The following is a 23,698-nucleotide window of genomic DNA, read 5'->3' as shown; positions in this document are numbered from 1 at the left end:
CCGTCCGGCCCCCCGAGCCTGTACGCGGCCTGCGTTCGCCACGCGGGTACGGGCTCAGCAGCTTGAACCGAAGGCCCCGGCCGCCGTCCTTCCCCAGGACGGCGGCCGGGGCCTTCGGTGTGAGTACCGGTGTCAGCTCCAGAAGTCGTTGGCCCTGTCGATGTCCTCGACGCACTCGTCGAGATCGGTGGCCTTGTCTCCGACGATACGGAAGATGATGGCGCCGTTCTCGTCGATGTGCTTGCCGTTGCGGTCGGCGCTGAAGCGGTGCACGGCGACGACATGGCCCCGGCCGTCGACAAGCAGTGAACGCAGCTCCGCCCGCATGGTGCCGTTGGTCTCCGCGGCGAGCCGACCGTACATCTCGATGATCGCGTCCATGCCCTTGTAATCGCCCGAGAGCGGATGGCTGCCGGGCACGTGCTGCGTGCAGTCCGATGCCATCAACTCGCGCAAGGTGTCCATGTCACCGCGTTCAAAAGCCGCGTACCCCTTGCGGACGAGCTGTGCGTGCGGGTGTTCAGCCATCGCGATCGCCACCTTTCCCAGTCCGGCGACATAAGGCTGATACGCCCGATTCTCCTCTCCCGGCCCTAGCCACGCCCTCTGGACCGAGCGGCCCGCGCGATCGTCACGACCGCCTTCTCCAAGGCGTACTCCGGGTCGTCCCCGCCGCCCTTCACACCGGCGTCCGCCTCGGCGACCGCGCGCAACGCCAGCGCGACTCCGTCGGGCGTCCACCCCCGCATCTGCTGGCGCACGCGGTCGATCTTCCAGGGCGGCATGCCGAGCTCCCGCGCCAGGTCGGCGGGGCGGCCGCCCCGGGCCGAGGACAGCTTTCCGATGGCCCTGACGCCCTGGGCGAGCGCACTGGTGATCAGGACGGGCGCCACGCCTGTCGCCAGCGACCAGCGCAGTGCCTCCAGGGCCTCCGCGGCCCGCCCCTCGACCGCCCGGTCGGCGACGGTGAAGCTCGACGCCTCGGCGCGGCCCGTGTAGTACCGCCCGACCACCGCCTCGTCGATCGTCCCCTCGACATCGGCGACGAGCTGACTCACCGCGGCCGCCAGCTCCCGCAGATCACTGCCGATGGCATCGACGAGCGCCTGACAGGCCTCCGGCGTCGCGGACCGTCCGGTCGCCCGGAACTCCTGCCTCACGAACGCCAGCCGGTCCGCCGGCTTGGTCATCTTCGGGCACGCCACCTCCCGCGCCCCCGCCTTGCGCGCGGCGTCGAGCAGCTTCTTGCCCTTCGCCTGCCCGGCGTGCAGCAGCACGAGGGTGATCTCCTCGGCCGGCGCACCCAGATACGCCGTCACGTCCTTGATCGTGTCGGCCGACAGATCCTGCGCATTGCGCACGACCACGACCTTGCGCTCCGCGAACAGCGACGGACTGGTCAGCTCGGCCAACGTGCCCGGCTGCAACTGCTCAGAAGTCAGATCCCGCACGTCCGTATCGGCATCAGCGGCCCTGGCGGCAACCACCACCTCCCGCACAGCACGGTCGAGCAGCAGCTCCTCCTGGCCCACGGCGAGGGTCACGGGGGAGAGGAGGTCGTCATGTGCAGATTTCCTGGCCATCGCGACAAGGATGGCACGGGCCACTGACAGTGGGCGCCGACGGGAGGTTGGGGGGCGGGGGTGTGGTCAGGCCGGGGGTGGGGTGCCGGTTAGGCCCGGGGCGGGGTGGCGGTCACGCCCGGGGGTGGGGTGCCGGTGACGCCCGGGGGCGGGGTGGCCGTCAGGCCCGGGGGCGGGGTGCCGGGTGACGCCCGAGGGCGGGGTGGCCGTCAGGCCCGGGGGCGGGGTACCGGGTGACGCCCGAGGGCGGGGTGGCCGTTCACGCCCGGGGGCGGGGTACCGGGTGACGCCCGAGGGCGGGGTGGCCGTTCACGCCCGGGGGCGGGGTACCGGGTGACGCCCGAGGGCGGGGTGGCCGTCAGGCCCGGGGGCGGGGTGCCGGGTGACGCCCGAGGGCGGGGTGGCCGTTCACGCCCGGGGGGGGGTGCCAGGTCGCCCGGGGGCAGGGCGGCGGTCACGCCCGGGGGTGGGGTGCCGGTCCGGCCGGTCACTCCGGTTCGGCTACGGCTCCTCCCGCCACCCGTCCCACTCCCCCACGAACTCATCCAGCTCGCCCGGATCGAGCCGCCCCGCCTCGTCCCGCAGTACGACCAGCCACTGCGCGTCCTCGGCATCGTCCTCCCCGGCCAGCGCATCCCGCACCAGCCGCGGCTCCTCGTCGATCCCGAACCGCTCTCCGAGGGCCCCCGCGACCTCCTCCGCCGCGTCACGGTCGGGCAGCACCAGCACATGTCTCACATCACTCACGGAGCAATTCTCGGGCACCGCCGAGAGCCGGCCCTGCGCCGGGTCCCCACACCCGCCCCAGCCCCGAGCACCCCAGCCGGATCAGCCGTCCCGGTTGGGCTTGCGCACCGTCGGCACCCGGTCCAGCTCGATCCCGAACCGCTCCCGGTACACCCCCAGCACCTCCTCGTCCGTCCCCAACTCCCGCTCCTCACGTGTCCCGTCGGCCGCCGTCGTCTTGAAGGTGCGGCCACTGAGGGTGATCCGCCCGCCTTCCTTCGTCACCCGCGAACACACCAGCGACTGCGTGAAGTGCGAGCCCGGCGAGGTGCTGTGCCACCACGCCCCGGCCACGAAGTCGCCGAGTGCCCGCGGCCGCCGCTCCAACCGGTACTCCGCCCTGCCGTCCATGGCGACCTCCAGGTCCGCCGCCGCCTCCGCGTCATACCCGCCGCGCACCCCCGCCGCGTCCGGCCCGGCCTCGACGATCCGGAACACACCCGCCGGATCCACCTGCTCACCCCGCGCCTCGAACGCCAGCGGATAGTGGCTGTGCGCCCCGAAGCCGACGTCCGCCAGCCATGTGCCCCCGTCCACGGTCCGCACCTGCAGCGCCATGTGGTCGTAAGGAATCCCGACCTCCTCCTCCTTCACATGGACCCGCCCCGCGAGCAGCGTCACATCGAAACCGAGCGCGCCGAGCAACGCCCCGAAGGCCCCGTTCAGTTCGTAGCAGAACCCACCCCGTCGCGCTCCCACCACCTTGTCCAGCAGTCGCTTCTCCTCCAGGACGATCTCCTCGCCGAGGTGGATCGAGAGGTTCTCGAAGGGCACGGTCTGCAGATGGCGCAGATGCAGCTCGCGCAGCAGGTCCACGGTGGGCCAGGCGGTGTGCTCGACCCCCAGGCGGCGGAGATAGGCATCAACCTCAACGGAATCCATGCCCCCAGTCTCCCGCCACCCGCAGCTCCGCGCCCGTACCCGCAACCGCCAGCGCCCCGTCCTCGTCCGTCCGCAGCACCACGGCCCCCTGTGTTCGCAGCGCCGCGAGGGTGCTGGGCGCGGGGTGGCCGTACGGGTTGTCCTCACCGGAGCTGATCAACGCCAGCCGGGGCGCGGCCCGGCGTATGAGCTCCGGGTCCTGGTACGCCGAGCCGTGGTGGGCCACCTTGAGCACGTCCACGCCGCCCAGCAGCGCCCCAGCCGTCGATCTCAACAGCGCCCGTTGGGCCGGGGGTTCGAGATCCCCGAGCAGCAGGAGCCGCAGCCCGGCCGCCCGGACGAGCAGAGTGACGCTGGCGTCGTTCGGACCCTCCGGGACCATGGCCGGCAGTGACGGGTGGGAGGGCGGCGGCCACACCACCTGCCAGCTCAGGTCTCCGGTACGCCGCTCCTCCCCGGCGGCGGCCCGCGTCACGGGAATGCGCCGTGCGGCCGCCTCTCTGTGCACGAACTCCGCCTGGTCCACCGGTTCTTCGTGTCCCGTCGTCTCGATCGCGCCCACCGCGCGCCCCCGCAGGACGCCCGGCAGGCCCGCCACATGGTCGGCGTGGAAGTGGGTGAGCACGACGAGCGGAATCCTGGTGATCCCCAGCGTGCGCAGGCACCGGTCGACCAGCGTCGGATCGGGGCCGGCGTCCACGACCACCCCCGTCCCCTCGCCCGCCGCGAGCACTGTGGCGTCGCCCTGCCCCACATCGCACATCGCGAACCGCCATCCGGGCGGCGGCCATCCCGTGACCACCCTGGTCAGCGGCGGCGGCTGCACCACCGCCAGCAGGAGCAGCGCCCCGCAGACACCACACCACCAGGGGTGCCGCAGCAGCCGCCGTCCGGCGAGCAGGGCGACCACCGTGGCGAGGGCCAGCAGCGCCGCCCCGGTCCAGCTGCCGGGCCAGTCCACGCCCGCGCCGGGCAGCGCGGCGCCCGTCCGGGCGACGTCCGCGATCCAGCCGGTCGGCCAACCCGCGCACCAGGCCAGGGCCTTGGCCACCGGCATCGCCAACGGCGCCGTCGCCAGTGCCGCGAAGCCCAGCACCGTCGCCGGTGCGATCGCGAACTCCGCGAGCAGATTGCACGGCACCGCCACCAGGCTCACCCGAGCCGACAGCACCGCCACGACCGGCGCGCACAGCGCCTGCGCGGCAGCCGCGGCCGCCAGCGCCTCGGCCGGCCTCGGCGGCACCCCGCGCCGCCGCAACGCCGCGCTCCAGCGGGGCGCGAGGGTGAGCAGGGCACCCGTCGCCAGGACGGAGAGCAGGAAGCCGTAACTGCGGGCCAGCCACGGGTCGTACAGCACCAGCAGCAATACGGCCGTCGCCAGCGCCGGGATCAGAGTCCTACGGCGTCCGGTCGCCAGGGCGAGCAGCGCGACGGCCCCGCACGCCGCGGCCCGCAGCACGCTGGGGTCCGGCCGGCACACGACGACGAACGCGAGGGTGAGCGCCCCACCGAGCAGCGCGGTCGTCCGCAGGGAGATGCCCAGGCGGGGCGCGAGGCCACGGCGCTCGGCGAGCTGTGCGAGGCCCGGCGGGCCGATGAGCAGAGCGAGGATGATCGTGAGGTTGCTGCCGGAGACGGCGAGCGTGTGCGCGAGGTCGGTCTCCTTGAACGCCTCGTCCAGCTCCGGGGTGATGCGGGAGGTGTCCCCCACGACCAGCCCCGGCAGCAGCGCCCGCGCATCCGCCGGCAAGCTGTCGGTCGCCTCCCGCAGCCCGGCCCGCAACCGCCCCGCCAGCCGCTGCGCCCCCGACGGCTCCCCCACGACCTGCGGCACCGCCGGGTCCCGCACCCGCAGCACGGCCGCGACCCGGTCCCCGTCCGCGAGGGCGGGCGCGAGCCGTGCGGTCACCCGCAGCCGGGTGGAGGGGAGCAGGTTCAGCCAGGGAGAACGCCCGGCACCGGAGGACTGCGACGCCCCTTCGTCCTCACCGGACGATCCCCACCCCGCGTCGACGATCATCAGCACCGGCGCCCGCGTCACCACCGCCGTGCCGTCCGCGTCCTCGACGCGTCGTACGTCCGCGTTGATCAGCACGGAGGTCGGCGCCATGTGATCCCCTCTGACCCGGGGTCGGGTGAGCCGGGGATCGGAGGTGACCTCGACCTCGGCGGTCACGGTGGCGTACTCCCGCGCCAGCTCGGGCACCGGCCCACGCCGTAGGTCGGCCCCGTGCAACCCGGCGGAGACGGCCGCCGCGGCGACACAGAGCAGGACGGCGGCGACCGAGGTTCGCGGCCAGGTGATGCGCCTCGGCGCGGTGCTCGGCCTGTGCGGTAGGCCGATACGCCTTGGCGCGGTGCCCGGCCTGCGCGGCCGGGTTGGCTGCCTCGGTGGGGAATCCGGCACGGAACCGGTCCGGCGCCGGGGCGCTGTCAGACGCCCTGGCCTGGCCGCACGGCCATCGCCGCGCCCACCATCGGCGAGCCCGCTTTCAGCAACCCTGCCACCGGTAAGCCCGCCTTCAACGCCCCTGCCACCGGTATTCCGGCCTTCCATGCCCCCGCCACCGGTAATTCGGCCTTCCACGCCCCCGCCTCGCCCCACCACCAGCAGCACGCCTGCCGCAAGCAGACAGACAACCGCCGCCGCGACCGCCCACCACTCAGGGGCGCCCAGCATCAGTGCCGCCGTCGCCCAGGCGGCGAGTGCGGGTGGGACGAGTCGAAGGTCCGTCGGTCCTTCCTGACGGGGGTGGGAGGCACCGAGCCGGCTGCCGGACGCGGCGTGGACGGCAGCGCGGGAGGGCGCGAGGTCGGGTGTACGCACGTCGTGGGTCATGGCCGTACTAGATTCCGCAGATCGGCGAAGCGGCGGTCACCGATGCCGTTGACTTCACGCAGCTCGTCCACCGAGCGGAAGCCGCCGTGCTGGGTGCGGTAGTCGATGATGTGCTGGGCCAGGACCGGGCCGACGCCCGGGAGGGTGTCGAGCTGGTCCACGGTGGCTGTGTTGAGGGCGACCGGCGCGCTGGGTGCCGCCCCCGCGCCCGCCGCACCGCCCGTGCCAGTACCCGCACCCGTGCCCGGAGCGGCCCCGGGCACTGCGGCCGGACTCCCGACGATCACCTGCTCGCCGTCCACCAGGAACCGAGCCCGGTTGAGGCTGTCGGTCTTCGTGCCGGGGCGCACCCCACCGGCAGCGCGCAGGGCGTCGGCGACCCGCGAGCCCGCGGGGAGGCGGTGGATGCCCGGCTCGCGCACCTTTCCGCTGACGTCCACGACGATCTCCGCCGCCGTGGCCCCGGCACCGGACGCACCGACGGCCGCCGACGTACTCGACCCGCTCGCCCCTCCCTGCGGCTGCCCTCCCTGCGGCTGCCCTCCTTGCGACTCTCCCCCGTACGAGGCCGCCGCCCGCACCACCTCCGGCGCGCGCACGGACTGCGCCCGCCCGGCCCAGAAGTGCTGTACGGCGAACCCGGCGGCGAGGACGAGCACCACGGTGAGCGCAACCACGCTCCGCCGCTCCAGTCCACACCTCGCCTGCAACCACACCGGCATCCGCTCCCGCAAAGCCAGCCCGGCCCGCGCCGGCCACTCCCCGACACCGGCACCGGCACCGGCACCGGCACCTGAACCGGCGCCACCTTCGCCACCATCCCCGTCAACCACGACGGCAGCCGCGCCACCAGCCCCCTCACCCGCGCCGGCTTCCCGCACGTCCGCCCCCAGCGCCCCATTGCCGCCCGGGACATCGGAGCCCACCAGCCCCTCGGCACGCGCAACATCGAAGCCGCACGGCCCATCAGCATGCGGAACATCGGAGCCGCGCAGCCCATCTACACGCGCAACATCGGCGCCGCGCAGCCCATCAGCGCGCGGGACACCGGCGCCCGGCAGGACACCGGCGCCCGGCGGCCCACCAGCGCCCTCATCCAAGCCCCCACTCGCCGGCGGTCCCGCCCCCGACTCCCCCCACTCCCCGGCCCGTTCGGCGAAAATCACCTCCGCCCTGCGCCGCAGCTCCTCCGCCGCTCGCGCGGACGCAGGGCGCGGCCGTGCCCGCCCCGGGGCATGCATGGGTCGCCGTCGGCGGGTGCGGACGTCGGAGTGAGGGCCTCGGCCCGGGCCGCTGGTTGCCGTCGTGGTGCGTGTACGTGATCGAAGTGCCATGCGACGAGGATCGGACACCTCGGCACACCCGCGATGATCTTGCTCAATTCCCGGGGATTACCGGCGAGTTGTGGATAACTCCGCCACCCACACGAGTGAGTCGCTCGCCAAAAGGGCCGTCACCGCGGCGAAACCACAACCCCCAACAACCCAGGCCCGGTGTGCGCCCCGATAACCGCCCCGACCTCGCTCACATGCAGCTCGGCCAGCCCAGGCACCCGCGCCCGCAAACGATCCGCCAGTGCCGACGCCCGGTCGGGGGCGGCGAGATGGTGGACCGCGATGTCGACCTGCGCGCTGCCCGCCCGGTCGGCGGCGATCTCCTCGAGGCGGGCGATCGCCTTGGAAGCCGTCCGTACCTTCTCCAACGGGCCGATCCGGCCGCCCTCCAGCTGCAACAGCGGCTTCACCGCGAGCGCGGAGCCCAACAGCGCTTGCGCGGCGCCGATGCGGCCGCCGCGGCGCAGATAGTCGAGGGTGTCGACGTAGAAGTAGGCGGCCGTGGCCCCGGCGCGTTTCTCCGCGGCGGTGACGGCCTCGTCCACCGTGCCGCCAGTCTCGGCCGCCTCGGCCGCCGCGAGCGCGCAGAAGCCGAGTGCCATGGCGACCATCCCGGTGTCCACCACCCGCACCGGTACCGGGGCCTCGCGGGCGGCGAGGACCGCCGCGTCGTAGGTGCCGGAGAGCTCGGCGGACAGGTGCAGGGAGACGATGCCGGTGGCGCCGGCCTCGGCGACCTTGCGGTAGTGCTCCGCGAAGACCTCGGGGCTGGGGCGCGAGGTGGTGACAGGACGTCGCTTCTGCAACGCCTGGGCGAGGGATCGGGTCGAGATCTCGGTGCCCTCGTCCAACGCCTGACCGCCGACGACCACGGTCAGGGGCACCGCGGTGATGCCGTGGCGCTCCATCGTCCGCTGCGGCAGGTAGGCCGTTGAATCGGTGACGATCGCGACATGGCGGGACATGAGCTGGAGGTTACCTGGCGTAGCGCGCGGGCGGCAGCCCGACCCCGCTCACCTGGGAATGCCTTGACCGATCAGCACGGGCGCAACCGGGCTCAAGTCGTGCTCTCGGGGCGGGGTTTCTTCTGCCAGGGGTACGTCGGGCGCGGGGCTGCCGGGCTGATGGCGGGCCGGGTCGGCTCCTCGGCCCGCTGCGACTGAGGCGTGTCCGGCCAGGTCTGCTCGGCCGTCCCGGCGGCCTCGGTCGCCGGGGCCTCCGGCCACGGGGGCGGCGTGGCCGCCGGACGTTCCGACGGTGGCATCGGCGAGGAGGAAGGAGCAGAGGAGGCGGAGGCGGACTCCGTGGTCTGCCAGTGCCGCAGGGCGCCGGCCTCCAGGTCGATCTGCTCGCTGAGGGTGTCCAGGTCGTCGGCGGCGAAGCGGCGGGCCCGGTCGCGGGCCGCCCAGCGCAGCGCGTCCGCCGACTGGACGACGCGCTCGGTGCGCTCGCGCAGGTCGGGCAGCCGCTTTGCGAGGGTCACGCGGTCCGGTTCGGACTCCAGGCGCCGCATCTCGGCGTCCAGTTCGTGCCCGTGCGCGCTGAGGCGTTGGAAGAGGCCGAGGGACTCCTTGAGGGACTCGTCCTCGGTCACGCCCGCGTGCAGCGCGTCCTGGGTGGCCCGCATGGAGGTGCGCAGCTTCAGCCGCAGCTGGGCGAGCTCGCCGGCGGCGCCCGGCTGGGCGAAGGACTTGGCCCGCAGGGTGCCGTCCTCGACCGTGCGCCGGGCGTGGGTGATCGTCTCGTCCACGCGGCGCTTGGCAGCCCCGACCACTTTCACCGTGGCGTACGCGCCGAGCACGACAAAGAGCACGAAAAGCAGGGCGACGACTGCGATCACTGCTTCCACGAGCTCCTCCTCCGACCGGTCGCGGCACACACCGCGTCACTCTTCAACGGTAAACGCAGCAGGCAGGCCCCGAGTTCCAGAAGAACCCCGAACCTGCCCGTAGGGGATCACCCCGAGCCGACGCCGAACCCGGCCGAACCACCGAATCGCCGCGCCAATGCCGGGGCGCCTACGCCTACGCCCTCGCCGACGCCTACGCCTACGCCTACGCCTACGCCTACGCCGGAACGATGTTCACCAGCTTCGGCGCCCGCACGATCACCTTGCGGATCCCGGCGCCGTCCAGCGCCGCCACGACCTTCTCGTCGGACAGCGCGACCTTCTCCAGCTCCTCGTCGGAGATCGCCGGCGAGACCTCCAGGCGGGCCTTGACCTTGCCCTTGATCTGCACGACGCAGGTCACGGTCTCGTCGACGACGTACGCCGGGTCGGCGACCGGGAAGTCCCGGTGCACCACCGAGTCGGTGTGCCCCAGCTTGCGCCACAGCTCCTCGGCGATGTGCGGGGCCAGCGGCGCGGCCATCAGCACCAGCGACTCGGCGACCGAGCGCGGTACCGCGCCGCCCGCCTTCGTCAGGTGGTTGTTCAGCTCCGTGACCTTGGCAATGGCGGTGTTGAACCGCATGCCTTCCAGGTCACCGCGCACCCCGTCGATCGCCTTGTGCAGCGCACGCAGCGTGTCCTCGTCGGGCTCGGCGTCCAGCACCGTCACGTCACCGGTCGTCTCGTCGACGACGTTGCGCCACAGCCGCTGCAGCAGCCGGAACTGGCCGACCACCGCGCGCGTGTCCCACGGCCGGGAGACGTCCAGCGGGCCCATCGCCATCTCGTACAGACGCAGCGTGTCGGCGCCGTACTCGGCGCAGATCTCGTCCGGAGTGACCGCGTTCTTCAGGGACTTGCCCATCTTGCCCAGCAGCCGGGAGACCTTCTCGCCCTGGTAGTAGTAGGCGCCGTCGCGCTCCTCCACCTCGGCGGCCGGGACCGCGATGCCGCGGCTGTCGCGGTACACGTAGGCCTGGATCATGCCCTGGTTGAACAGCTTGTGGAACGGCTCCGCGGAGGAGACGTGCTCCAGGTCGAACAGGACCTTGGACCAGAAGCGGGCGTACAGCAGGTGCAGCACGGCGTGCTCGGCGCCGCCGACGTACAGGTCGACGCCGCCGTGCGGCTGGCCCTCGCGCGGACCCATCCAGTACTGCTCGATCTCGGGGTCGACCAGCTTCTCGCTGTTGTGCGGGTCCAGGTAGCGCAGCTCGTACCAGCAGGAACCGGCCCAGTTGGGCATGGTGTTGGTCTCGCGGCGGTACGGGCGAGGACCGCGGCCGTCGCCCAGGTCCAGCGTGACGTTGACCCAGTCCTCGTTGCGCGACAGCGGCGTCTCGGGCTGGGTGTCGGCGTCGTCCGGGTCGAAAGTGCGCGGCGAGTAGTCCTCGACCTCGGGCAGCTCCAGCGGCAGCATCGACTCGGGCAGCGCGTGGGCGATGCCGTCCTCGTCGTAGACGATCGGGAAGGGTTCGCCCCAGTAGCGCTGGCGGCTGAACAGCCAGTCACGCAGCCGGAAGTTGACGGTGCCCTCGCCGACACCGGTCCGCTCCAGCCACTCGGTGATGCGCGCCTTGGCCTCGTCGACGCCCAGTCCGTCCAGGGAGATGTCGTCGTTGGAGGAGTTGATGATCTTCGCGTCGTACGACCCGAAGGCGTCCTCCCACGTCGAGGTGTCCGTGCCCCGCCCGTCCGTCGGCTCGACGATGCAGACGATCGGCAGCTCGAAGGCGCGCGCGAACTCGAAGTCGCGCTGGTCACCCGCGGGAACGGCCATGATCGCGCCGGTGCCGTAGCCCATCAGGACGTAGTCGGCGATGAAGACCGGGACCTGCTCGCCGTTGACCGGGTTGGTCGCGTACGAGCCGATGAAGACGCCCGTCTTGTCCTTGGCCTCGGCCTGGCGCTCGACGTCGGACTTGGAGGCGGCCTGCGCGCGGTAGGCGGCGACGGCCTCGGCCGGGGTCGCGTGACCGCCGGTCCACACGTCGTGCGTGCCCTCGGGCCAGGCGTCCGGGGTGAACTTCTCGACCAGCGGGTGCTCGGGCGCCAGCACCATGTAGCTCGCGCCGAACAGGGTGTCCGGGCGCGTGGTGAAGACCGTGATGCGCTCGCCGTCCACGGGGAAGTCGACGCGGGCGCCCTCGGAGCGCCCGATCCAGTTGCGCTGCTGCAGCTTGATGGCCTCGGGCCAGTCCAGCTCGTCCAGGTCGTCCAGCAGTCGGTCGGCGTAGGCGGTGATCCGCATGTTCCACTGGCGCAGCTTGGCCTTGAAGACGGGGAAGTTGCCGCGCTCGGAGCGGCCGTCGGCGGTGACCTCCTCGTTGGCCAGCACGGTGCCCAGGCCGGGGCACCAGTTGACCGGCGCGTCGGAGGCGTACGCCAGCCGGTACTCGCCCAGGACGTCGGCGCGCTCGGCGACGCTCAGCTCGCTCCACGCACGCGTGCCACCGTCAGCGCTCGGTACGGCACGCTCGCCGGACTCGAACAGGGCGATCAGCTCGGAGATCGGACGGGCCTTCTTCGCCTCGTCGTCGTACCAGGAGTTGAAGATCTGCAGGAAGATCCACTGGGTCCACTTGTAGTAGTCCGGGTCGATCGTGGCGAACGACCGGCGCTTGTCGTGGCCCAGGCCCAGCCGGCGCAGCTGGATCTGCATGTTCTTGATGTTGGCCTCGGTGGACACACGCGGGTGCGTGCCGGTCTGCACGGCGTACTGCTCGGCGGGCAGGCCGAAGGCGTCGAAGCCCAGGGTGTGCAGGACGTTGTGGCCGGTCATGCGCTGGAAGCGCGCGAAGACGTCGGTGGCGATGTAGCCCAGCGGGTGACCGACGTGCAGGCCCGCTCCGGAGGGGTACGGGAACATGTCCATGATGAACTTCTTGGGCTTGGCGACCAGCTCGGGGTCGCCCGCCAGGTCACCCTGGGGGTTCGGCGCCGCGTATGTGCCCTCGACGTCCCAGAAGTCCTGCCAGCGTGCCTCGATCTCGGCCGCCATGGCGGCCGTGTAGCGGTGCGGCGCGGCCACCTCGGCGGTGGCAGCGGGGTTCGTCTCGCTCATGATCCTCAAAGCTCCATCGATCGTCTCTGCAAGCGGCTGCGGTTCTCCGGAAACGAAAAATCCCCTCGCACAGGAGGGGACGCCGCGCCGATTCCGACCATCCGATTCACCCGGTGGTCGGGACTGATCAGCGCGGCCCGCTAAGCAGAAGGCGTACGGCACGCATGGCGTCAGGGTACCGCAGCGCCCGAGCCGGTCGCGACGGACTTCCGGTGGGGGGCGCGAGGGGCTTCTTATAGGGGGCGCGCGTGAACATCAGCGCCCCGAGTTTCGTACCTGAGAGTTGTGAAGACCTCGAAAAGTTGAACAACACTCAACTATTACCTGGCGTAACAGTCGCTAAGGGACAACGCAAGCCCCGCGCAGCCCGTAGATAACAACGCAATAACTCAAACGCCGTACTCCCCGGTATGGAGCCACTTAGAGTGCGGCAGCGGGACCGCCTTCCCGAACCGTTCGGAGTTGCCCCCATGAACCCTCGTCCCCACAGCAGCCCGCCCCTCAGGCCGGATCTCCCGGCCCGGGGGGCGTCGGTCGCTCACACTCGGTCGCCCATACCCCTCATCGCGTTTTCGGGAGGCATGCCGTGACGACGGATCCGAACGACAGTGTGGTGGATGACGCCTTCTTGGAGTTCCTCAACTTCGGCGCCGGTGTGCTGTCCCTCGTCTGTCTCACCTGCTCGGTGATCTGGGGGCTCGTCGCCCAGGACCGGATGATCCTGAACACCCGGCAGCGGCTCATCGCACAGGCCATCCACCGAGTTACCGCTGTGGCGTCGATCGCGTTCCTCCTGGTGCACATCGGTGTGAAGCTGGCGCTGGAGCACGCCAGCCCGATCGCTGCACTGATCCCCTTCGGCCTGGTGTTCGCCGGCGGCAGCGAGATCCCCGGCAGCGCCTTCCTCATCGGACTGGGCACCCTGGCCGCCATGCTCATGATCTTCGTCGGCGTCACCGGCGCGCTGCGCAACCGCTTCGCGTCCCCGGCGCCCGTCGCGGCGCGCTGGCGAATGATGCACATGCTGGCCTACCCGGCCTGGTGCGCCGCCCTGATCCACGGACTCTTCGCCGGCCGCCCGGCGGCGACGTTCTTCATGGTGTGTTACGAGCTGTGCGTGGTCGCCGTCGCCGCGGCGCTGGCCCTGCGCGCGGCGCCGCGCCCCTTCAAGCGCAAGGTCGCCAACCGGCTCGCCCAGATCATCGGCAACGAGCCCGGGGGCCGCGAGGACCTGGAGGAGAGCCGAGCCAGGGCGGCGTCCGGCTCCTCACTGCCGGGCTACGACAACCAGCGCCCGTCGCGACGCTCGCGCGACGAGCGCCCCGGCCCCCTGCCCGGCATGCCCTCCCAGGCCCCCTCAGCCGCCGAGACCACAGGCGGTTTCGCCGCCGCCTACCGCGCCGTCTCACCCCGCTCCGGCGGGCAACAGCAGCCCTATGCGGCCGACCAGACCGCGCGCATGGACCTGCCCCTGGACATGCAGCAGACGGAGGCGATCCCGCGCGTGGACGGCGGCGGCAGCACGTCGGGCAGCTGGCCGATCCCGTCCCCACCGCCGGTCGGCGAGGCACCCCCGTCGGCGTACGACCCGCTCAACGACACCGGATACAACATCCCCGTCTACGGCAATTCGGGCACCCCGGGCTATGACGCCGGGGCTTCGGGCTACGGCTCGAGTGATGTGTACGACACCGCTGAGACAAACGCCGTCTTCGGTACGTACAACCAGAACGACACGTACAACAACAGCGGTCCCGCCACTGAAACTTTCCCCGGTGCCTCCTACGACTTCGACGCACCGGGTTCGGGCGAACCTTGGAACACGCCTTCCGGAGGCTTTAAGTGAACGAGGCCCTGCCCGACGTACCAGAAGTCCGCGTAGTCGGACTTCCCCAGCTCACGTCGGGCTTCGACCTTGTCGAGAGACTCGATCTGCCCATGCATCTCAAGGTGCACGGGCCGCTCGAACCGATGGGCGGCGAGCAACTCGCGAAGCTCGCCGAGAACATCAACCTGAAGGGCCGCGGCGGCGCGGGCTTCCCCTTCCACAGGAAGCTGCGCACGGTCGCCGAGGCCGCGATCAAGCGCGGGGTGCGGCCGGTCGTCGTCGTCAACGGCAGCGAGGACGAACCGGCCTGCCGCAAGGACACGGTGATGATCAACCGTGCCCCGCATCTCATCCTGGACGGCGCGCTGCTGTGCGCCGAGGCCATGGGTGCCCGCACGCTCGTGGTGGCGGTCACCCGGGAGTCCACCCAGCGCTCCATGGAGGCCGCCCTCGCCGAACGCGGCCTCAGCAACAGCCGTCGCTCCGCGTTGCGCGCGTTCGTCCAGCGCAACCCGGTGCGCATGGTCACCGGCGCCGCGGCGTCCGTGGTCCGCTCCATCGACGGCGGCCCGGCGATCCCGTCCGGCCGCAAGGTCAGCGCCTCGCAGAACGGCGTCGGCGGCGCCCCCACCCTGCTGTCCAACGCCGAGACGTTCGCGCAGCTCGCGATCGCCGCCCGCATCGGCCCGGAGCGTTACGGCAACACCGGCCTGTACGACGAGCCGGGCACCGTCATGCTCACCGTCTCCGGCGCGGTGGCCCGCCCGATGGTCATCGAGGTCCCCACGGGCGTGCCACTGCGCTACGTCCTCCAGCTCGCGGGCGCTCCGCCCGTCCCGCAGGGCGTGCTGACCGGCGGCTACCACGGCAAGTGGATCGACGCGGCGACGGTCAACGAGGCGATCGTCTCGCGCAACTCCCTGGACGCCGTGGGCGGCGCCCTCGGCGCCGGCGCGATCCTGCCGATCACTCAGGAGACCTGCCCGCTGGGCGAGTCGCTGCGCGTGGCGCAGTGGCTGGCCGAGGAGAGCGCGGGCCAGTGCGGCCCCTGCTACCTCGGTCTGCCGGCCGCCGCGCGCGGCTTGGAGGACATCCTCAACGGCGGCGGCCCGGCCGCCCTGGAGGCGCTCAAGCAGGTCGCCAAGAACGTGAAGCGGCGCGGCGCGTGCTCGCACCCCGACGGCTCCGCGATGTTCCTGGAGTCGACCATCAAGGCGTTCACGGACGACCTGGCGGCGCATGTCCTCGGCAACGGCTGCGGACGGCCCGTGGAGGGCGTTCTGCCGCTCTTCGAGGGCGGCATGGGCCCGACGGGCATCCCGGGCGGAGCCGAGTCGGAGGAGAACGGCCCCAGCCGCCAGAAGATCTACGTCGACTGGACGCTGTGCCGCGGCCACGGCCTGTGCGCGGACATCCTCCCGGAGGTCTTCCAACTGGGCGCCGACGGCTTCCCCACCGTCGCCCAGGCGAAGGTGCCTCGCTACGCCGAGGCCAAGGCCCTGCGCGCGGTGCGCCGTTGCCCGGCCCTCGCCCTGCGTCTGGAGGAGGACACCCGCGCGCAGGAGTCGTCCCGCAATCTGCCGGTCCTCTCCCAGGGCCGCGGCAGGCGGGCGCTGGGCCGCTGAAGCAGGGCACGCACGCGTAGAGGGGCCGTCCGCACCGGACGGCCCCTCGTTCGCGCAGTGCCGGAGCACACAAAAAAGATCCCGCCGGATCGAACCGATCCGGCGGGATCTGCTGTGGAGCTAAGGAGAATTGAACTCCTGACCTCCTGCATGCCATGCAGGCGCTCTACCAACTGAGCTATAGCCCCTTGCGACCATCCGGCGGAGCCGCGATCTTGGCTGCGGCGTCCGGTTTCCCCGGCGGCGACGCCAACATTACCGGTCGACCTCGTGCAGCACCAAATCGTTTCCGACCCGGACCAGTACGACCACTAATGTCGTACTTCGTGACCGCAATCGCGCCCTCCGCCGTCCGCCGCCGAGCGCCGGTCGCCGTGGGTGCCTGCCTGGTCTCCTTCGCCGCGTTCTGGATGGCCCAGCGGGCCGCGCACGTCTCGATGGTCGACCTGATGGTGTACCGGGCCGAGGGCGCGACCGTACGTGCGGGAGGCGACCTGTACGGGCTGCAGGCGACGGCCGCGCGACTGCCCGCCACCTACCCGCCGTTCGCGGCCCTGCTGTTCACTCCGCTGACACTCCTCGACACGGCGACGATGCGCACCCTGGCGACGGCCGGGAACCTCGCACTGCTCGTGGTCTTCGTACGGCAATCCCTGCGCCTGGTCGGGCACACGCGCGTGGAGAGCGTCTGGTGGGTCGCGACGGTGGCCGTCTGGTGCGAGCCAGTGTGGACGACGCTGCGGTACGGGCAGATCAACCTGCTGCTCGCCGTCCTGGTGCTGTGGGATCTGTCACGCCGTCCGGAGAACCGCTGGGCCGGCATCGGGATCGGGCTCGCGACGGCCGTGAAGCTGACGCCCGCTCTGTTCGCGGTGGTTCTGCTCCTGGCCGGTGTCGTGGCCCGACGCCGGCACGGCTGCGGCGGCCCCTGGCTGCGGCATGCGCGTGTGGCGGCCGCTTCGTTCGCCGGGGCGACCCTGTTGGCCGCGGCTGTACTGCCGTACGACTCCTGGCGTTTCTGGACCCGCGTCGTGTTCGCGGCCGGGCGCGTGGGGCGTACCGAGGACACCGCGAACCAGGCCCTGCGCGGCGTTCTCGCGCGGCTGCTGCAGACTCCGGAGCCCGGGGCCGCCTGGGTGCTCACAGCGGCCGTGGTGGGCGCGACAGGGCTCGGCGTGGCGGTCGCGGCGGAGTTGCGCGGAAGGCGGGCCTGGGCGGTGACCGTCTGCGCGGTCACGGCGCTGCTCGTCAGCCCGGTGTCCTGGTCGCACCACTGGGTGTGGTGCGTGCCGGTGGCCCTGCTCCTCGGCACGCACGCGTACCGGCCCGCCGCCCTCGGCACGCTGCTCGTCTTCTCGTCGTACGCGCTGTGGTGGGTGCCACACGGTCCGGGGCGCCATGAACTGCACCAAAACGGCATCGAGTTAATGATGTCTGCCCTTTACGGGACAGCCGGGTGTCTCTTCCTCATGATCGCCGGGGTCGGCGTCAGGACACTCAGGAGCGCCGGCCGCGGTCATGCCGTGACGGCCGGTCAAGCCGTGACGAAGGAATAGAAGCGCTTGAGCGTGCAGTGCTCTTCGAGGAGACGGCCGTAGATCGGCTCGCCCTCGAGTTCACGGTAGGTCTCGATCGGGTCGCCTTTTATGATCAGCGCCCGCGCGCATTCCTCGCACCAGTACTGGTAGTCGGGGTTCACCGGTTCCATGTCACGGACGATCGGCGTTCCGCTGCCGCACCAGTCGCACTTTCGCCTGTGTGCACCCATCGATCAGCTCCAGCTGTGGCCGCAGGCCGTGCACACGTAGGAAATTCCGCCGTTGTCCCCCAAGAGCTGGGCGACGTGGGCGGAGCCGCAGGAAGGGCAGCTGAGGCGGGTGATCGTATCCCGTGCCAACGCTGCTTCGAAGAGGCCACCGGCCTCTCCGAAGATGCTCGCAGGCATCGCAACTCCCTCCCGTCGGGCCGCGCCCCCTTCCGGCCGTTTGATTCTGCCACGGCCGGACCAATACGGTCAGCGACGCCTCAGTACCAGTCCGGACACGGCAGCCTCCGCGGCCGAACGAAGCGCGCGAACACGCACCCCAAAGCGCCTCTTGAGAGGTATACGCCTGCGAGGCCCAAGTGACTCAAGACGGACCCGAACAGTTCGGATACCAGAAGATCCCGCCGATCGAAGCGATCGGCGGGATCTTGTTGTCTCACTGTGGAGCTAAGGAGAATTGAACTCCTGACCTCCTGCATGCCATGCAGGCGCTCTACCAACTGAGCTATAGCCCCTTGTGCCACGCGGGCGAACCGCAGTGGTCTTTCGCCCCGCTCGGCGGGGCGAACAAGAAGAACTTTAGCCTGCGACCTGCCGGAAAGTGAAATCCGGCTCTCAGTCGTCGTCGCCGAGCACCGGCTCCGGCAGGGTGCCGGCGTTGTGCTCCAGCAGACGCCAGCCGCGGGCGCCCTCGCCCAGGACGGACCAGCAGCAGTTGGTCAGGCCGCCGAGGCTCTCCCAGTGCTTGGGCTCCAGGCCGAGGAGGCGCCCGATGGTCGTACGGATCGTGCCGCCGTGGCTGACCACGACCAGCGTGCCGTCCTCCGGGAGCTTCTCGGCGTGCCGGAGCACCACGGGCGCGGCGCGGTCGGCGACCTCGGTCTCCAGCTCGCCGCCGCCGCGGCGCACCGGCTCACCGCGCTTCCACGCCGCGTACTCCTCGCCGTACCGGGTGATGATCTCCTCGTGCGTCAGGCCCTGCCAGACGCCCGCGTAGGTCTCCCGCAGGGACTCGTCGTGCATGACCTCCAGGCCGGTGAGCGTGGCCAGCTCGGCGGCCGTGTGTGCGGCGCGCTGAAGGTCGGAGGCGATGATCGCGTCGGGCTTGAGGCCCGCGAGCAGCCGGGCGGCGCGGCGGGCCTGGGAGATGCCGGCCTCGGTGAGAGGGACGTCCGTGGAGCCCTGGAAGCGGCGCTCCACGTTCCAGGAGGTCTGGCCGTGCCGCCAGAGGATGACGCGGCGGCCCCGGCCGGGCCTGCCCGCGGCCACCTCGCCGGTGGCACTCATCGCCACTCACCGCCCAGCTCGGCCGCCTCCTCGGCGGCCTGGTGCTTCGCGTGCTCGGCGGCCTTGCCGCGGGTGGCCTTGGCGTCCTCGGGCAGCTCCAGCTCGGGGCAGTCCTTCCACAGCCGCTCCAGGGCGTAGAAGACGCGCTCCTCGCTGTGCTGGACGTGGACGACGATGTCGACGTAGTCGAGCAGCACCCAGCGGGCTTCGCGGTCGCCCTCGCGGCGCACCGGCTTGACGCCGAGCTCCTTCTGGAGCCGCTCCTCGATCTCGTCGACGATCGACTTGACCTGGCGGTCGTTGGGCGCGGAGGCCAGCAGGAAGGCGTCCGTGATCGACAGCACGTCGCTGACGTCGTAGGCGATGATGTCGTGCGCGAGCTTGTCGGCGGCTGCCTGGGCGGCGGTGTTGACGAGCTCGAGGGAACGGTCGGTAGCGGTCACTACAAGGCTTTCGGTCGGCGGACACTTGACGTCAAGGGTCTCACGGACCGCCGACAGCACCCCACGTGATTATCGGCTCACGTGGGGTGCCCCGGGTGTCGTGCCCGCTAGGAGGACGACGGCTTGTAGTCCTGGCCGAGGACCACGGAGACGTTCGCGTTCCCGGCCACCTCGCCCTTGCTGACCGCTCCGGAGGACAGCCCCAGGGTCTTGGCGACCTCGGTGGCGTGGTCCTTGTCGGCGGCGTCGGCGTAGACGACCTCGGACGTGGCCGCGGTGGACCCGGTGCCGCCCTCCAGGAAGGTGAAGCCGCCGTTGAGCAGCACCACGCGGGCCGCGTTGGTGTTGTCCTTGACCCCGCTGGCGTTGCGGACGGACACGCGGACCGCGGCGTCCTTGCTGGGGCTCTTGGCGGTACCGCCGAGGACGTCCTTGACGACGCTCGCGCTCGCCTGTGCGCTCAGTGTCCCGTCGGTCTGGACGGGCAGCATGGCCGTCTTGTAGTCGCCGCCCTTGGCGAGGTCGGCGAGCTTGGCGAGGAAGGCGCCGAGGTCCTTGTCGGTCAGCGGCGGCTCGATGATCATCCCGAGCGTCTGCACGGTGGTGGTCGCGCCCTGCGTGTCCGAGGTCAGCTTGCGCAGCACGGCCTGCATGACCTGCCCGAACCGCTCCAGCTGGGCGTTCTGCGCCTCGCCGGAGCCCTGGTAGGTGGCGTAGGCGACGGCTGTCTTGCCGCTGAGGGTCTGCGCCTTGCCCTTGCGGACGAGGGGCGCCGCGCCCTTGGACTTGGCGTCCGGGTCGGGCACGTCGGCGTCGGTGTCGACCTCGATGTTGCCGACCAGGTCGACGAGGTTCTGCAGATACGGGGTGTCCAGCCGCCAAGTGCCCTGGATCTCGGTGCCGAGGACGGTGTCGATGGCGTCGCGCGTCCCGGAGGAGCCGTCGTCGTCGACCGACTTGGCCAGGGTCGTCGTACTGCCGTCGTCGCCGCTCAGGGCGAGGGAGTTGGGCATCAGGACGGTGGTGCCCTGCTGGGTGGTGGCGTTGTCGACGAGCAGCGCCGTGGAGGTGCCGCCGCTCTTGGTGTTGTGCAGATGGACGACGATCACGTCACGCTTCTGCGCGCCCACGGGCGTCGCGGTGTCGGTCTTGTCGTCCGACGCCGAGAGGCCGGGCAGCTTCCCGGCGTACCAGAGGTAGCCGACACCGCCGGCCGCGGCGATCGCGAGGACGACCACCAGGGCGATGACACGCGCGCGTGCCCGTCGCCTGGCCTCCTCGCGGCGCTCGGTGCGGTTCTCGGTGAACTTCAGCCAGTCGATGACGTCCTCGGAGTCCTGGTCGGGCTCCTCGACGAAGGCGAACTGTTCGGTGTGGTAATCCGCGTCACCGCGGCCCTGGGCCACCGGTTCCTCGACCGGCCCGGCCTGCTGCGGGATGTAGGCGGTCTGCTCGGCAACCCGCTGCTGCTGACCGCTGGTCGCGGTACGGCCGTACGGGTCATACGGCGCCGAGGGCCCACCGCCGTGCTGCTGGTGCGTGCCGGTGCCGTACGGGTCGTAGGCGGGCGTGGTCGGCTGCTGACCGGTGTCGCCGGACCCGTAGGGGTCGTACGGCGGTACCGGCTGCTGCCGGCCGGTCGCGTACGGGTCGTAGCCGTAGCCCTGCTGCGCGTAAGGGTCGTACTGCTGCTGGGGCTGCTGTTGCTGTGGCGGGACCTGTCGGTACACCGGCTGCCCGTACTCGTCGTAGCCGACCAGTTCGTACTGGTCGGCCTCGTATCCCGCGCTCCCCGCGTCGTATCGGTCGTTCACCGGTAGCCCCTCTCGGCTCACTGCCTCACTCGCCGCGGTACAGCTCGCGCTTGTCGATGTAGCGCACGACTCCGTCCGGCACCAGATACCAGATGGGGTCTCCCTTTGCGACTCTCGCGCGGCAATCGGTGGACGAGATGGCCAGCGCGGGAACCTCGACCAACGAGACACCGCCTTCCGGGAGCCCCGGATCGTTGAGGTGATGACCGGGCCGGGTGACCCCGATGAAGTGCGAGAGGGAGAACAGCTCCTCCGAGTCCCGCCACGTCAGGATCCGGTCGAGGGCGTCGGCGCCGGTGATGAAGAAAAGGTCCGTGTCGGGGTTGAGCGCGCGCAGGTCCCGCAGGGTGTCCACGGTGTACGTCGGGCCGCCGCGGTCGATGTCGATGCGGCTGACCGAGAACTGCGGGTTCTCGGCCGTGGCGATGACCGTCATCAGATAGCGGTCCTCGGCCGGGGAGACGTGCCGGTCGCTCTTCTGCCACGGCTGGCCGGTGGGCACGAACACGACCTCGTCGAGGTGGAACTGCGCTGCGACCTCACTGGCCGCGACGAGGTGGCCGTGGTGGATCGGGTCAAACGTTCCACCCATGACGCCGAGCCGGCGCTTGGCGCGATTCGACGGGCCGTTTCCGGGGCCGGTAGGCATGTCCTGCTCTCCCATGCGTGCAGACCCTACCGGCCCCGCCTGAGGGCTCCGGCCGGGCAGCTGCCGGCCGGACCGGAGGGGCCTGGCCGGGACTCAGCGGTCGCGGTTGAAGCGGGTGGTGATCCACAGCAGGAGCAGCAGGATGACGAAGGCGCCACCCCCGGTGAGCCACGGGCTGATGCTGTTGTGGTTGCCACCGTGCTCCTCGCCCTCGGCGGCGAGGGTGACCAATTGGGCAGCGGCGCTGTGGAAGCTCATCTTCGGCGTGACCTATCCGGTGTGGGCGGGATAAAGATGTCGGCCCATCGTAAGCGGGCGCCATGACGGCGATCACGCCGACTCCACCGTTGGGGCGCCTTCGACGGTCCGCGGGGAACCTTCCCGGCGGCTCAGTCGTCATTCCGCCTGTAGCCCCGCAACAGGAACCACGCGGTCAGCACACAGCCCACGACCATCACGATCAGTACGACCCGGAGCAGATTTCCCGCCCCCTGCTGCTCGGCCGCGCTCGCGGCCTCGGTGAGCCAGGTGGCCGGGGGATTGTGCTCCATGACGCGGAACTCCTTCGCTGTAGTGCCCGTCCACGGTAACTCCGCCTAGGCTGGGCTCTGCTTCGGGGGCGCAAAGGGCGGAACAAGGCTCTGCAAAGGGCCGCAGAGAGCCATCCAGACGCACATGGGGGAAGACATGTCCGAAGGCCACGAGCACACCGGGCACGAGAACGTACCGAGCAGGCAGCGCAGGCGTTTCCCGGGGATCTCCTCGCGTGCGTACGAACACCCGGCGGACCGTTCGGCCCTGGTGGCCCTGCGCAAGCTCAGCGGCTTCGACACGGTCTTCAAGGCGCTGAGCGGCCTGCTCCCCGAGCGCAGTCTGCGGCTGCTCTTCCTGTCCGACTCGGTGCGGGTCTCGGACCAGCAGTTCGCACACCTCAACGACATGCTGCGGGACGCCTGTTACATCCTGGACCTGGAGAAGGTCCCGCCGATGTACGTCAACCAGGACCCGGTGCCGAACGCGATGTGCATCGGCCTGGACGAGCCGATCATCGTGGTCACGACGGGCCTCGTCGAGCTGCTCGACGAGGAGGAGATGCGGGCGGTCGTCGGCCACGAGGTGGGCCATGCCCTCTCCGGCCACTCGGTCTACCGCACGATCCTCCTCTTCCTCACCACCCTGGCCGTCCGAGTCGCCTGGATCCCGCTGGGCAACATCGCGATCATGGCGATCGTGACGGCCCTGCGCGAGTGGTTCCGCAAGTCGGAGCTCTCCGCCGACCGTGCCGGCCTGCTCGTCGGCCAGGACCTCCAGTCCTCGATGCGCGGCCTGATGAAGCTCGCGGGCGGCCACCATCTGCACGAGATGAACGTGGACGCGTTCCTGAAGCAGGCCGAGGAGTACGAGGCGGGCGGCGACCTGCGCGACTCGGTCCTGAAGATCCTGAACGTCCTGCCCCGCTCCCACCCCTTCACCACGGTCCGCGCGGCCGAGCTGAAGAAGTGGGCCGAGTCCCGCGACTACCAGCGGATCATGGACGGCCACTACCCGCGCCGCGACGAGGACAAGGATGCCTCGGTCACCGACTCCTTCCGCGAGTCCGCCTCCCACTACGCCACCCACGTGAAGTCCTCCAAGGACCCCCTGATGAAGCTGGTCACGGACATAGCGGGCGGCGCCGGCGACCTGGGCGGCCGCGTACGCCGAGGCTTCGGCGGCTTCACCAGCGCGCCCCCGAAGGACGAGCCGGGGCGCGACGACACGGGCGAGGGCGGCACGGGCGAGAACGGCACAGCCAACAGCTGACGGCTTCGCCTCTCGGCGTCGGTCCAGGCAATTCGGCCCGTGCGGCGTTTGGGGACGAGGCCCGTTCAGGGCCGAAGCGGGGGTCTGGGGGCGGCAGCCCCCAGG

General features: G+C 71.2%; 20 protein-coding genes and 2 tRNA genes. 4 read left to right on the top strand and 18 right to left on the bottom strand.

Annotation, left to right across the window (positions count from 1 at the left end; genetic code table 11):
- Positions 1-132: 132 nt before the first annotated feature.
- The 9 genes from OHT51_RS28170 to leuS form a co-directional block, all read right to left on the bottom strand.
- On the bottom strand, positions 133-528 hold the full coding sequence (locus OHT51_RS28170; RefSeq protein ID WP_328881704.1) for a nuclear transport factor 2 family protein: 396 nt from the start codon (positions 526-528) through the stop codon (positions 133-135).
- A 65-nt stretch (positions 529-593) separates the two neighbouring features.
- Positions 594-1,583 carry a DNA polymerase III subunit delta gene (gene holA / locus OHT51_RS28165; RefSeq protein WP_328881703.1) on the bottom strand — a complete coding sequence of 330 codons (990 nt, stop codon included), beginning with the start codon at positions 1,581-1,583 and terminating at the stop codon, positions 594-596.
- Positions 1,584-2,084: 501 nt separating this feature from the next.
- Positions 2,085-2,330: a hypothetical protein gene (locus OHT51_RS28160; RefSeq protein ID WP_328881702.1), complete on the bottom strand. Its 246-nt coding sequence runs from the start codon at positions 2,328-2,330 to the stop codon at positions 2,085-2,087.
- A gap of 81 nt (positions 2,331-2,411) precedes the next feature.
- A complete protein-coding gene (locus OHT51_RS28155; RefSeq protein ID WP_328881701.1) occupies positions 2,412-3,251 on the bottom strand; it encodes an arylamine N-acetyltransferase family protein in 840 nt (279 codons plus the stop codon).
- Positions 3,238-6,090: a ComEC/Rec2 family competence protein gene (locus OHT51_RS28150; protein WP_328881700.1), complete on the bottom strand. Its 2,853-nt coding sequence runs from the start codon at positions 6,088-6,090 to the stop codon at positions 3,238-3,240. The genes OHT51_RS28155 and OHT51_RS28150 overlap by 14 nt, the downstream gene beginning before the upstream one ends.
- Positions 6,087-7,331: a helix-hairpin-helix domain-containing protein gene (locus tag OHT51_RS28145; RefSeq protein WP_443052580.1), complete on the bottom strand. Its 1,245-nt coding sequence runs from the start codon at positions 7,329-7,331 to the stop codon at positions 6,087-6,089. Before OHT51_RS28145 ends, OHT51_RS28150 begins: the two co-directional genes overlap by 4 nt.
- Before the next feature lie 212 nt (positions 7,332-7,543).
- Positions 7,544-8,389: a DegV family protein gene (locus tag OHT51_RS28140; RefSeq protein ID WP_328881699.1), complete on the bottom strand. Its 846-nt coding sequence runs from the start codon at positions 8,387-8,389 to the stop codon at positions 7,544-7,546.
- 92 nt (positions 8,390-8,481) lie between these two features.
- Positions 8,482-9,273, bottom strand: coding sequence for a hypothetical protein (locus OHT51_RS28135; RefSeq protein WP_328881698.1), 792 nt, complete (start codon positions 9,271-9,273; stop codon positions 8,482-8,484).
- A gap of 217 nt (positions 9,274-9,490) precedes the next feature.
- Positions 9,491-12,379 (bottom strand): leucine--tRNA ligase, encoded by a 2,889-nt coding sequence (gene leuS, locus OHT51_RS28130; protein WP_328881697.1) that lies wholly within the window; start codon positions 12,377-12,379, stop codon positions 9,491-9,493.
- Between the two features lie 586 nt (positions 12,380-12,965).
- On the opposite strand from leuS, the gene OHT51_RS28125 reads away from it, so the two are divergent.
- Complete coding sequence (locus OHT51_RS28125; RefSeq protein WP_328881696.1) at positions 12,966-14,225, top strand: cytochrome b/b6 domain-containing protein; 1,260 nt, start codon at positions 12,966-12,968, stop codon at positions 14,223-14,225.
- Positions 14,222-15,832 carry an NADH-ubiquinone oxidoreductase-F iron-sulfur binding region domain-containing protein gene (locus tag OHT51_RS28120; RefSeq protein WP_328881695.1) on the top strand — a complete coding sequence of 537 codons (1,611 nt, stop codon included), beginning with the start codon at positions 14,222-14,224 and terminating at the stop codon, positions 15,830-15,832. The genes OHT51_RS28125 and OHT51_RS28120 overlap by 4 nt, the downstream gene beginning before the upstream one ends.
- 115 nt (positions 15,833-15,947) lie before the next feature.
- Here the strand turns inward: OHT51_RS28120 and OHT51_RS28115 are convergent.
- Positions 15,948-16,020, bottom strand: a tRNA-Ala gene (locus tag OHT51_RS28115).
- Between the two features lie 138 nt (positions 16,021-16,158).
- Here OHT51_RS28115 and OHT51_RS28110 point away from each other — a divergent pair.
- The gene (locus OHT51_RS28110) at positions 16,159-17,388 is read left to right on the top strand and encodes a glycosyltransferase 87 family protein (protein ID WP_328881694.1); all 1,230 of its coding nucleotides are present in this window, start codon (positions 16,159-16,161) and stop codon (positions 17,386-17,388) included.
- Here OHT51_RS28110 and OHT51_RS28105 read toward each other — a convergent pair.
- The 8 genes from OHT51_RS28105 to OHT51_RS28070 all read right to left on the bottom strand — a co-directional run bounded on the left by OHT51_RS28105 (position 17,367) and on the right by OHT51_RS28070 (position 22,341).
- A complete protein-coding gene (locus OHT51_RS28105; RefSeq protein WP_003976229.1) occupies positions 17,367-17,600 on the bottom strand; it encodes a hypothetical protein in 234 nt (77 codons plus the stop codon). The genes OHT51_RS28110 and OHT51_RS28105 overlap by 22 nt on opposite strands.
- A 439-nt stretch (positions 17,601-18,039) precedes the next feature.
- Positions 18,040-18,112, bottom strand: a tRNA-Ala gene (locus OHT51_RS28100).
- A 100-nt stretch (positions 18,113-18,212) separates the two neighbouring features.
- On the bottom strand, positions 18,213-18,884 hold the full coding sequence (locus OHT51_RS28095) for a histidine phosphatase family protein (RefSeq protein ID WP_328881693.1): 672 nt from the start codon (positions 18,882-18,884) through the stop codon (positions 18,213-18,215).
- Positions 18,881-19,327: a ribosome silencing factor gene (rsfS, locus tag OHT51_RS28090; protein WP_328881692.1), complete on the bottom strand. Its 447-nt coding sequence runs from the start codon at positions 19,325-19,327 to the stop codon at positions 18,881-18,883. Before rsfS ends, OHT51_RS28095 begins: the two co-directional genes overlap by 4 nt.
- 107 nt (positions 19,328-19,434) lie before the next feature.
- Complete coding sequence (locus OHT51_RS28085; RefSeq protein ID WP_328881691.1) at positions 19,435-21,141, bottom strand: LCP family protein; 1,707 nt, start codon at positions 21,139-21,141, stop codon at positions 19,435-19,437.
- A gap of 25 nt (positions 21,142-21,166) precedes the next feature.
- Positions 21,167-21,805: a nicotinate-nucleotide adenylyltransferase gene (nadD, locus tag OHT51_RS28080; RefSeq protein ID WP_328427688.1), complete on the bottom strand. Its 639-nt coding sequence runs from the start codon at positions 21,803-21,805 to the stop codon at positions 21,167-21,169.
- A gap of 78 nt (positions 21,806-21,883) precedes the next feature.
- A complete protein-coding gene (locus OHT51_RS28075) occupies positions 21,884-22,048 on the bottom strand; it encodes a hypothetical protein (protein ID WP_107119861.1) in 165 nt (54 codons plus the stop codon).
- 131 nt (positions 22,049-22,179) lie between these two features.
- On the bottom strand, positions 22,180-22,341 hold the full coding sequence (locus OHT51_RS28070) for a hypothetical protein (RefSeq protein WP_328427687.1): 162 nt from the start codon (positions 22,339-22,341) through the stop codon (positions 22,180-22,182).
- Positions 22,342-22,477: 136 nt separating this feature from the next.
- On the opposite strand from OHT51_RS28070, the gene OHT51_RS28065 reads away from it, so the two are divergent.
- Positions 22,478-23,593, top strand: coding sequence for a M48 family metallopeptidase (locus OHT51_RS28065; protein WP_328881690.1), 1,116 nt, complete (start codon positions 22,478-22,480; stop codon positions 23,591-23,593).
- The last annotated feature ends 105 nt before the right edge of the window (positions 23,594-23,698 follow it).

This window comes from Streptomyces sp. NBC_00299, assembly GCF_036173045.1.
In the GTDB taxonomy this organism is placed as follows: Bacteria; Actinomycetota; Actinomycetes; order Streptomycetales; family Streptomycetaceae; genus Streptomyces; species Streptomyces machairae.
The sequence above is the reverse complement of the archived record's forward strand: the minus strand, read 5'-3'. Positions and strand labels throughout refer to the sequence as shown.